We start from the raw sequence: 9,975 nt of genomic DNA, 5'->3' as shown, positions 1-9,975 counted from the left end.
TCGCCCAGTTCTTGTCTGAGGTTATGGAGATTCTCTGCGACTTCTTCCTTGCTGGCGCCGGACTGGGCTTCTTTTCTAGGTGAGTCGACAGTTTGTTGGCGCGTGCCGCCCGTGCCCATCTTGGCGTAAGTGTCTTCGGTGAACATGGAAGAACCGTTCAGTCCATCAGATCCACCGCCTGAGATCCGGCTGATCGGGATAGTCGGGTTGAAATAGTCGGCAATACCTTTTCGCTGATCTTCCGTGGTTGCGTTTAGCAGCCACATTAGCAGAAAGAACGCCATCATCGCGGTGACAAAGTCAGCATAGGCAACCTTCCAGGCGCCACCATGGTGACCGTCACCTTTGACCACCTTCTTGCGCTTGATGATGATAGGTTGCGTATTTGTCGATTTAGGATCGACCATTTGGTGTCCGCCCTGTGTTCAAGAATGTCCGTAGTAACAGGGCGAAATCAAATTACGGATAATCCCGGACGGCCGTTTGATGCGGTCTTGGTAACTATTCAGCAACCAAATTACTGAATTCCTACCAACGGAACTGGTATTCATATTTGCGGGTGTCTTGTGTCTTCTGTGCTGCAGAAAAAGATAGAAGCTGCGGGAGGCTTACCTCCCGCTGTCCGGCTGTGCGACGCGCTCTGGGCAACGTTATCTTCTGCGATCGGCCACTGGGCCAAGGATGTTTACGGCTTAACCATCATTCCATCCATTTCTAGTCAGAAAGTCCTAACGGGTAGCCAACCTGCCCAATCTTTTGAGGGGTCATATGCGTTTGTCTCTGTTTCGGAGGCTGTCGGTCCGGTTGTGGCCGTCGCAATCAACTCTATGGGTGCCCGCAAGTATGCGGCAACGCGGTTGCGTCAGGATGCAAGTACTCTGAAGAGCGCCCCGGACCTGTTTCTGCGGCTTATGTCCGAACATGCTGCGCGCGGATTATGGTCCCGAGTCGTCGCTTCGGCGACGCAGCAAGCGACCGCCAGCCCACCTCATCTCGCCGATTTCTCCGCCTCCGGTGACACATTCAGTCAAGACATCACGTACTTGAGCGTCGTCTATACGCTTGGCGGTGATGGTGGTGAAGACAGCTGGTTGATGGAAGGCGGTGACGATGCGCCAGAGATTCAGCTGGTCTTGAAGATGGATGACGTAAAAAAGCTTGTCCGCACACTTCAGGAACGTGTGGAGCCCAAGACCGCTCCTGATGAGACTGGTCGGGATGTCCTGCGGGAGCGGGTGCGGAGCACGACGGTCGTGCTCGATGCTGTGCTGGAATCCATGCCGATGACGATTGGCGAATGTTCACAACTGGAAGTGGGGCAGGTGATCACGCTACCAAATGCCAAGATGGACAAATTGGTTCTGAGCGCGGACACGGTCAGCGGCTCTTTGCCCATTAGTCAGGGCGAATTAGGTGCTTGGAAAGGTTTCAGAGCGCTCAAGTTGCGTTCGCCGGTTCCGGAAGACGTCATCAGAGAAATTGCGGAAATTTGAATCAGTCCCCGTGTCAGCGGAGGAATCGAAGGAGTTTGTAGGTGAACGCAATAGCAGGTCTGGTTGTCACGGTGGTGATGGTCTTCGGCGGGTATATGCTTGCTGGCGGACATCTGGATATCATCATGCATTCGCTTCCGTTCGAGATGATGATGATCGGTGGAGCAGCCACAGGTGCCTTTCTTGCCGGCAATGACATGACCACGATCAAGCATGCTGGTGGGGACATGGTCGCCGCATTTGCAGGACCCAAATGGAAGAAGTCGGACTATCAGGACCTGCTGTGTCTGATGCACGAACTTCTTAATGTCTTGAAGAAGAATCCAGTGGATATCGAGACGCATATCGAAGCTCCGCAGGACTCTGATATTTTTGCCAAATACCCCAAGATTCTGAAGGATAAGCGCGCGATCGAGATGATCTGCGACACCATCCGTTCCATGATCATGAACTTCGACAATGTACATCAGGTAGAAGAGCTTCTGGAGAAGCAGCTGGACAGCCTGATCGAAGAGAAATTGCACGGATCGCACGCCCTGCAGAACATGGCCGATGCCTTGCCTGCCCTGGGGATTGTTGCGGCAGTTCTCGGCGTTATCAAGACGATGGCATCCATCGACAAGCCACCGGAAGTTCTGGGCGGCATGATTGGCGGCGCGCTTGTTGGTACCTTCTTGGGCGTTTTTCTCGCCTATGGCATCGTCGGACCATTCGCGACACGTGTGAAACATATTCGGCTGGAAGAACATAATTTCTATTCAATGATTGGTGAGGTCCTTGTGTCGAACCTCCACAAAAACCCGGTCAATATCTGTGTCGAAGTGGCCCGTCGCCACGCACCGACGCGGGTACGCCCATCGTTCAATGAAGTGGAAGAAGCGATCCGGGGGTTAAAGCAGGCCGCGTGATGACGAGTCGCCTCTCCTTGCTAGCCGGGCTCGCCTTGATGGCGGGCTTTTCGGCGTTTGCTGAAGCGCCCGAAACAGCGGAAGATGCCGGGCGCGCGACCGAAGCAGATGAGCTTTCCGTGAATTTTCGAGAGTTCGTTGATGAGGCGATAGGGGAGGGATTGTTGACGCCGGCAGATCAGGCGCCGGTCTCCGCGTCCGCGCCCTCGGAGCCTACGCAATTGTTTCGCGGCCGGTTGTCGCCGACCGACGCTGCTGCGCCGGTAGAAGTCGATTCAGCCTGCATCAGCGACGCCGTCCTCGACCTTCAGGCTTTTGAGGAGTTCTCGACCTACGAACATTTCCTGAATTGGCGTGCTGAGCAGGTTGCCACGGGCATTAGCCTGACGCCAGCAGACGTGGCCATGGCGTATGTATCGATAGGTCTTTATGCTGAGGGGCGCCTTCAGGTGTCGGGGATGGAAGACACTGATAGTCGCTACATCCGCAATCTGTCTCGCCTGCTCGAGGACGGTTCGGTGCCTGACATCGAGCTGTTCGAGCAGGTCGCGGCCTGCAACATGTATGGTGACATCTGGTTGTCGCTTGCGCGCCTGTCGCTGCTCGACGAGAAAGGCGTGGATCTTCTGGACCTCAATCTCATGAGCTATCGGCGGTTGCCGTACCGGCTCAAGGTACGCACGGCCTCATTGGCAATCCCTTCTCTTGATCGCATGGGAAAAACCCTCCTTTCAGAGAAACTGATGGCGGATTTTTCGGCAGAAGAAATCAGACGGTCGCAGCGCCTGGCGTTTACCCGAGCGATGATTGACATGAACCAGGGCGGCATCGAGCGAGAGCGCCAGCTTCGAGAATTCCTCAATGTTCCAGAATTGCGCTCCGAGACAGCAGCCGTCCTCATGCGGCATGGCTTGCCGGTTGAGGCGAGCTTGCAGGACGAACTTGTTGGTGATCTCCTGAAGAATGTCCAGCAACTGCCGCGAGGATCAGATGTTCGCGCTAGTCTGGAGACGATGCTGAAAGGTCCTGGAGAAATTTCTGATTACGAAATGATCTCCGAACTTGCTGAGCTTCCTGCCATGCAGGACCCTGAAACACGCAAACTCTTGGGGAATCAGCTGGCCGCCCGTCTCCAGAAGGATTTTGAAGGTGCCGATCGTCTTGCCAGCCTGGCGGCGATGAGCGCCGTGGGGGAGAATGAAGACATACTTTCTGGCAATTCTGGTCACGATCAGATCGTCGAGTCTGCCGCCCGATTCGCAGGAAATATTGGCCTTTTGAGCGTCATGACAGCCTTGTCGGAAGACATTCCTGACAGCGAAGGCCTCACATCGGAACGGGCAGCCCTGGCCTTCCGCATGCAGGATTTCGCGAGTTTGCGAGATCTCACACAAACCCGATCTGACAATCCCGATGTTATGCGTCTTGCTGCCATGGCTGCTGTGCTGACCAACGACCGGGCCTGGCTCGCCAAAGTTGCCTCGAGAGTTGTGTTGGACACGCCAACCGTGGTCGACCTCATTGAAACAGATGCCGCTTCCGGCAATTGGATCCTACCGGCGGCAGTCTATTCAGCTGCAGAGCGGATTACTCAGGAAGACTATCGGCCGCGTATTGATGCCGTTCTCGCTTTGAAGTTTGGCAAGGCCGAACCGAGGCTCCAGCGTATCAAGTTGAGTGAGATTCCGGAACATCTCAGTCAAATCAGCGCGGCGCTAAACTCGAATTTTCAGGAGATGCCCTGATGTCCAATGCGATCTATGCGGCTCTGACCCGACAAGATGGTCTGCTTCGAGAGATGCAGGTAATTGCCAATAATATGGCGAACTCCAGCACAACTGGGTTCAAGTCCAACCATGCCATTTTTGCGGAGCACATTGCTGCCGTAGGCGACCAGTCTGAGAGCCTGTCCATGGGCAGCCTTGCCGGGCATAATTTCGACCTTTCCCAAGGCGGGATGAAGCATACGGGCGGTCAATTCGATCTCGCCATTCATGGAGACGGCTTCTTTGTTCTTGATACGCCGGCCGGCGAACGTCTCACCCGCTCCGGGGCTTTCCAACTGTCAGCAGAGGGCAACCTTGTTGACGCCTTTGGCCACCAGGTCCAAGGGGCCGGCGGCGGAGCGATCGCGATCCCGCAGGAAGTTACCAGAGTTTCAATTGCTCCCGATGGTACCATTTCGTCTGGCGAAGAAATATTGGGGCAGGTTGCGGTCGTCATGCCCGATGGCGAACTCAATCAAGAGGGCGGCACCATGTTTGCAGCTCCGAATGGTCATCAGCCAATCGAAGAGCCCTCAGTGATCCAGGGCACGCTGGAACAATCCAATGTATCCTCAATCCTCGAAGTATCTCGCTTGATTGAGGTGCAGCGCGCTTATGAGGCTGGTCAGACACTGATCGAGAAAGAAGACGATCGGATCAATCAATTGATCAAGACGATACGCCAGCTGTGAAGCTGGCTTAGAACCGTAGGGGAATGAAATGAAGTCATTGCAGATCGCCGCGACAGGAATGGCCGCTCAACAGATGCGCGTCGAAGTCATTTCGAACAATATCGCCAATATGAGTACGGCGGCCTATCGCCCGCGCACCGCCGAGTTCTCGGACCTCATGTACCAGCAACACCTGACGCCAGGCACGATCACCTCGCAGGTAGGTACCGTCGTTCCGGCCGGTATCCAGCTGGGTACCGGCGTAAAACCTTCATCGGTCTCCATGGAAATCACTCAGGGAAGCCTCCGCCAAACGGGCGCAGAGCTTGACCTTGCGATTGACGGAACGGGCTTTCTTGAGATCACGCTGCCGTCCGGAGAGTCTGCCTATACCCGGGACGGCAAGCTGAATCGAAGCGCCGAGGGTGAGATCGTCACAATGGATGGATTCCCGCTGGCAGATGGCTTGGTCATTCCGGAGAATGCGCGAAGCGTTGCCATCAGCCGAGATGGCGAGGTGGTGGCCTATTTCGACGATGGATCTGACGGTCAGGCCATTGGGAACATCTCGCTTGTCCGCTTCATCAACGAAAAAGGCCTCGAGGCCATGGGCGACAACATGTTCCGAGAAACCGAAGCCTCCGGTCCGGCTAACCAACTCGTGCCGGGGACTGAGGGGATGGGGCTTCTTCGCCAGGGCTTCCTCGAGGAATCCAGCGTCGACGTGGTTCAGGAAATTTCGGAATTGATCGAAGCCCAGCGAGGCTATGAGCTTAACTCAAAGGTTATTACCGCAGCTGACGAGATGTTGGCTGCCACAACACGAGTGAGGTAACAGAATGATACCAGCTATTGCTTTGGGATTAGGGCTGGCGGCGCAAATGCTTGGTGGCTCGTCGCTCGTGGTCAAGGAAGTTATTCGCGCCGGCGACACGGTTACGGCCGCCAACATATCGACGGAGACGGGTGCTTTGGTCGACACCGATAACCCTCTGCTCGGCCGAGAAGTTCGCCGCACGGTGTATGTCGGGCAAGAATTGTCGATGGATGATACGCGCCCCGCGCGCCTTGTGCGCCGCAACCAACTCGTGACGGTAAAATTCGTCAGCGGAGCATTGGAAATCACGACGACTGGCCGAGCGATGGGGGAGGCGACTGAAGATGAAGCAGTCGCGATCCTGAATTTGAATTCGAAGAAGATCGTAAACGGTATTGTTCAGAAAGACGGATGGGTGCTTGTGCAATGAAACACTATCTTACATTCACCGCAGCATTCCTTGGCCTCACAGCCTGCGGCTCTGTGCCTTCGGCAGATGCAACATTCGACATGACTGCACCTGCGACCACCATGCCGGCGGTGATGCAGCAGGCCTATGTTGAGCCCGAAGGTACAAGCGATGCGTCGCTTTGGACTACCGCTCCTAATGCTCTGCTCAGCATGCGCCGAGCAAAGGCTATCGGCGACCTGCTGACTGTCGTTGTTGAGATGGACGATCAGGCAAGCCTGCAGAGCTCTCTTTCCCGGAATCGCAATAGCAGTGCTGACGTGAATGTCGATGCGCTGTTCGGTTTGCCGGAGTGGGCAAACGGTGTGCTGCCTGGCGGGGCGTCATTGTCACCTGGCGTCGACTATAATCGTGGCTCGTCAATGGACGGAAGTGGTGCGATGAATCGGGCCGAGAAGATCGCCTTTACGCTTGCGGCACGCGTAGTTGCGATGGAGCCGAATGGCAACCTGGTCATTCAGGGCTACCAGCAAACGCGCGTAAGCAACGAGGTTCGCATGCTGACGGTAAGCGGCGTAATTCGATCACAAGATATCACCCGGACCAATACGGTAACCTATGAGAAGATCGCAGATGCGCAGATTTCATACCTCAATAGCGGTGATGCGACATCGGTTCCGCAACAGCGGATTGGCCAGAAAATTATCGACAAGGTCGTACCGTTCTAGGATCCTGAAATGAAGCAAATCGTTCCTTCTATTGTAGCCTTGCTCGCAATTTCTGCTGGCGGTGGCGGTGCCTATTTTCTGAAGTCCGGTTCCTCGCCTTCGCCGGTGCCAGCGGCTGAGCACGAGAGTGATGGCCAGGAGAGTGATGAACACGCGGCGCCCAAGAAGGAAAAAAAGGCCAAGAAGGAAAAAGACTCCCACGGAAAAAGTGACAAGCACGGCGCTGCTGACAGTGGCGAAGTGACATATTACAAGTTCACGCGGGAGTTCGTCGTCCCCATGATTGAGGATGATCGGGTGCAAAGCCTTGTGATCCTGAACCTCAACCTCGAAGTCGACACAAGTATTTCGCAAGAGTTGTTTTCCAAAGAGCCCGTCCTGCGCGACAACATCATGACCACTTTGGTGAAACTGAGTAGTGGGGGGCGGACGCTTAACTCTATCACCGATGTCGACAATTATGAGACGTTGCGCGCCATGATCCTTACGAACCTCCAGAACGAGATTCCGAACGGCATTCATAACGTGCTGATACTGGATATGGCCCGTCAGGATCTGTGATCTGCCATTTGCCTGACATAGCTAGGATCTGCGGGCTTTTTTAGTTAGCTCATAGCCCCGGAATATTTGTTCACGCTCGTCAGGTCGGCTGATAGATGAGATGAGGTTCCGAAGCGGAGCCCGCCATTCTCGGTTGAGACATCGGTGATGGTGGTAATGACCTGAGGCGCTCCCAATCCGATGTATTCTTCACCTCGGTAATAGTCGATGTTGAACTCGAAAATCTCATCGTTCGTAATGGTGTCACCGGAATTGGTCTGACCATTCCATGTGTGGACTCCGTCTTCCATGTCCAGCTTTTCAGACCAGACAAGCTCTCCCTCCGAGTCCCGCACGGTCAGGTATGCGTCGTCAGCGTCGGTAGGCGTGTTGGCCAGATAGCGGATTTCGGAGCCTGTGTATGGCACCCATGATGACTCAACCGTTACGGTCTCGCCCAGCCATTCACTGGCGAACATTGTGTGGAGTTCTCCGATCAATGACGAAATTCCACCCAGCGCAGAGTTTGTTTGAACCTGCTGTTCAAGCGAGGAAAACGTCGCGAGCTGGTCAACAAACTGTGTCGAATCCATTGGGGAGAGTGGGTCTTGATTCTGAACCTGTGCAGTGAGCAGTTTGATGAAGTTATTGAACTCCTCACCAAATTGTTGGGTAGCTGCCGAAGAGGCAGTCGTCTGCGTTTGCGCGGCGGTGGTCGATTCGATCGTGCTCATGAATTCGAACTCCTATACCCGTATATCCAGGCCGTTGGTGACGGTGCTGGAGGGGGTGGCTTGTTGAAGGGGGGATGCAGCGACGGCCAAACTATCTGGGTCGCTGTCCAGGGCGTCGGCGTCAGTGTTCGACCAGCTTTGAGCCGGGTTCTGATCAGAGGGTTGCTCGCGAAAGGTCATATCCTGGCTAGACAAGCCGTGCTCGTCGAGGATCGAGACCAGCTCCGGGTGAAAGGCCCGTATTCGGCGAATCGCTTCGGCTGAATCTGCTGTGACCAGCACGTGCTGTAGGCCTTGCTGGTCAAACTTGAATTCAAGAGAGACCCGTCCGAGTTCTGGCGGATCGAGCTGAATTCGCACGCGGTTCGACTGCGTGTCTGATGACAATTCCCGAGAAATGATGCTCGGAATATCGGCGGGTACAGCAACATAATTCGCTTGAGGTTGCGCGGGGGCGACTACGGCTTGCATCGAGGGGGTGGAGATCGTCGGCGTCGTGCTCGTTACGGCTGACAGGCCCAATGTAGATGGTTGCCCGGTGTCAGATGCCGGGCTGGCAAACTCTGTTGCCATTCCGGTTGCAAATCCTTGGACCGGCTCCATAGACCCTGAGGTATTGAGTGATCCTGGCAGGGGGTCAGGTGATTTCCGGTCTTGCGGCGTGCCGTCCTGAGCGGTTTCGCCAGATGGAGCGGGCTGTGGAGTTCCAGCGGTGTTGAAGGCGGTCTTCTGGGGGGCGGGGGAGGGCTCCAACTCGGATTCGCCAGCCGCGTCAGCTAGCGCACCCATTTCAGTGGCTTTCGGAACAATAGCCGATTCGATCAGAGCATCCGATTCGATCACCGCATCCGGTTCGATCATCGCATCCGGTTCGATTTCAGAGGCCTCTCGAGGCTCGGCTGGGGGTGCCTGAAACTGGAGCGGGTCATCAACGGCGACCGTTGCTGGCAAGTCCTCAATGGACGCATCGGCGCGCTCAGGTTCGGCGTCTGCTAGACCCGGCACAGTAGTGGTTTTGGTGTCTGCAAGATCCGGATCAACCATGGTCTTGGCGTCGGGTGCGCGCGGCTCGGACGAAGCCGACGCCTCAATTATTTCCGCGGCATGCGGGACCGGAATAGTCACGTCAGAATCTGTGCCTTTGACAGTGTCCGGATCGACATTTGAGGTGACCAGTGGCGCCGAAACTTCCGGGGCTTCCTCAAGTTTTGCGAAGTCGGTTGCCTCAAGGTCGGCTGGATCAAGCTCTACATCTATGACGTTTTCAGATTCCAGATTCAGAAAGGCGATCGGCGACGCATTTGCGGTATCAGTGTTTACGCTCGCCATCATGACCTGATCTGGCGCTTCACCTTCAATAGTATCTTGTTCTGCTAAATGCTTCTGAAAAGCCTTGCCTAGTTCTCCATCCGCTAACGGAGATGCATTTGGCGCACCGCCAGATGAATCGACTGCGGACATTCCATCGAAGCTCAGAAAAGGCGTCATAGGTTAATCCAGATTAGGTTTCTCTTAACCCTGTTTGGCCCAACACTGGTAAAATAAGTTTTAAGCAAACGCGGTTCATTTCGCTGCCGCCAGACGTGAGGAGTGAGAGGTATGACAGATATTTCAGGCGCAGGCATGGGAACAGCGCCTCTGTCTGGCACCTCGCCCGCCGGAAACGGCGCAGGCAAGACTGCCATCGAAGAAATCGGTGTGAGGTTCGAACAACTGCTCTGGTCTGAAATGCTGAGTCACACTGGACTCGAAGAGGCCTTCACCCAGTCAGGAGGGGAGGCGGCTTCGGCGTTTTCGCGAATGATCATTGAGGCAATTGCCGAAGATCTCGCCGAAAAGCACCCCTTGGGGCTGAACGCGACCGGCATACCAGCCTCAAGCGAGGGCAACGAACAAATAGGAATTGTTA

The 9,975-nt window shown here is 55.2% G+C and carries 12 protein-coding genes; 9 read left to right on the top strand and 3 right to left on the bottom strand.

Annotated features, from left to right (window positions below):
* Positions 1 to 407, bottom strand: a 407-nt coding sequence (locus B4F73_RS10580) for a flagellar motor protein MotB (protein WP_290481699.1), incomplete at its 3' end; no start/stop codon positions are given.
* 168 nt (positions 408 to 575) lie between these two features.
* On the opposite strand from B4F73_RS10580, the gene B4F73_RS10575 reads away from it, so the two are divergent.
* The 8 genes from B4F73_RS10575 to B4F73_RS10540 are packed head-to-tail and all read left to right on the top strand — an operon-like array spanning position 576 to position 7,353.
* On the top strand, positions 576 to 1,493 hold the full coding sequence (locus B4F73_RS10575; protein WP_290480182.1) for a FliM/FliN family flagellar motor switch protein: 918 nt from the start codon (positions 576 to 578) through the stop codon (positions 1,491 to 1,493).
* A gap of 41 nt (positions 1,494 to 1,534) precedes the next feature.
* Complete coding sequence (motA, locus tag B4F73_RS10570) at positions 1,535 to 2,401, top strand: flagellar motor stator protein MotA (protein WP_206991607.1); 867 nt, start codon at positions 1,535 to 1,537, stop codon at positions 2,399 to 2,401.
* Positions 2,401 to 4,146 carry a hypothetical protein gene (locus B4F73_RS10565; protein WP_290483214.1) on the top strand — a complete coding sequence of 582 codons (1,746 nt, stop codon included), beginning with the start codon at positions 2,401 to 2,403 and terminating at the stop codon, positions 4,144 to 4,146. Before motA ends, B4F73_RS10565 begins: the two co-directional genes overlap by 1 nt.
* Positions 4,146 to 4,859: a flagellar hook-basal body complex protein gene (locus B4F73_RS10560; protein ID WP_290480181.1), complete on the top strand. Its 714-nt coding sequence runs from the start codon at positions 4,146 to 4,148 to the stop codon at positions 4,857 to 4,859. The genes B4F73_RS10565 and B4F73_RS10560 overlap by 1 nt, the downstream gene beginning before the upstream one ends.
* Before the next feature lie 28 nt (positions 4,860 to 4,887).
* Positions 4,888 to 5,673 carry a flagellar basal-body rod protein FlgG gene (gene flgG, locus B4F73_RS10555; protein ID WP_034814657.1) on the top strand — a complete coding sequence of 262 codons (786 nt, stop codon included), beginning with the start codon at positions 4,888 to 4,890 and terminating at the stop codon, positions 5,671 to 5,673.
* 4 nt (positions 5,674 to 5,677) lie between these two features.
* Complete coding sequence (gene flgA / locus B4F73_RS10550; protein WP_051607784.1) at positions 5,678 to 6,085, top strand: flagellar basal body P-ring formation chaperone FlgA; 408 nt, start codon at positions 5,678 to 5,680, stop codon at positions 6,083 to 6,085.
* On the top strand, positions 6,082 to 6,792 hold the full coding sequence (locus B4F73_RS10545; RefSeq protein ID WP_034814660.1) for a flagellar basal body L-ring protein FlgH: 711 nt from the start codon (positions 6,082 to 6,084) through the stop codon (positions 6,790 to 6,792). Before flgA ends, B4F73_RS10545 begins: the two co-directional genes overlap by 4 nt.
* Positions 6,793 to 6,801: 9 nt before the next feature.
* On the top strand, positions 6,802 to 7,353 hold the full coding sequence (locus tag B4F73_RS10540; RefSeq protein WP_290480180.1) for a flagellar basal body-associated FliL family protein: 552 nt from the start codon (positions 6,802 to 6,804) through the stop codon (positions 7,351 to 7,353).
* 44 nt (positions 7,354 to 7,397) lie between these two features.
* Here B4F73_RS10540 and B4F73_RS10535 read toward each other — a convergent pair whose 3' ends face one another.
* Together B4F73_RS10535 and B4F73_RS10530 are read right to left on the bottom strand one after the other, a co-directional pair.
* Positions 7,398 to 8,066 (bottom strand): flagellar hook assembly protein FlgD, encoded by a 669-nt coding sequence (locus B4F73_RS10535; RefSeq protein ID WP_290480179.1) that lies wholly within the window; start codon positions 8,064 to 8,066, stop codon positions 7,398 to 7,400.
* 12 nt (positions 8,067 to 8,078) lie between these two features.
* Positions 8,079 to 9,398 carry a flagellar hook-length control protein FliK gene (locus B4F73_RS10530; RefSeq protein WP_290483213.1) on the bottom strand — a complete coding sequence of 440 codons (1,320 nt, stop codon included), beginning with the start codon at positions 9,396 to 9,398 and terminating at the stop codon, positions 8,079 to 8,081.
* 267 nt (positions 9,399 to 9,665) lie between these two features.
* Between B4F73_RS10530 and B4F73_RS10525 the strand changes: the two genes are divergently transcribed.
* Positions 9,666 to 9,975 (top strand): hypothetical protein (locus B4F73_RS10525; protein ID WP_290481702.1); only part of this gene is annotated, 310 nt, incomplete at its 3' end.

Origin of the sequence: Hyphomonas sp. UBA3601 (assembly GCF_002375605.1) — a bacterium.
Taxonomy (GTDB): Bacteria; Pseudomonadota; Alphaproteobacteria; order Caulobacterales; family Hyphomonadaceae; genus Hyphomonas.
This window is presented reverse-complemented; position numbering and strand designations above follow the sequence as displayed.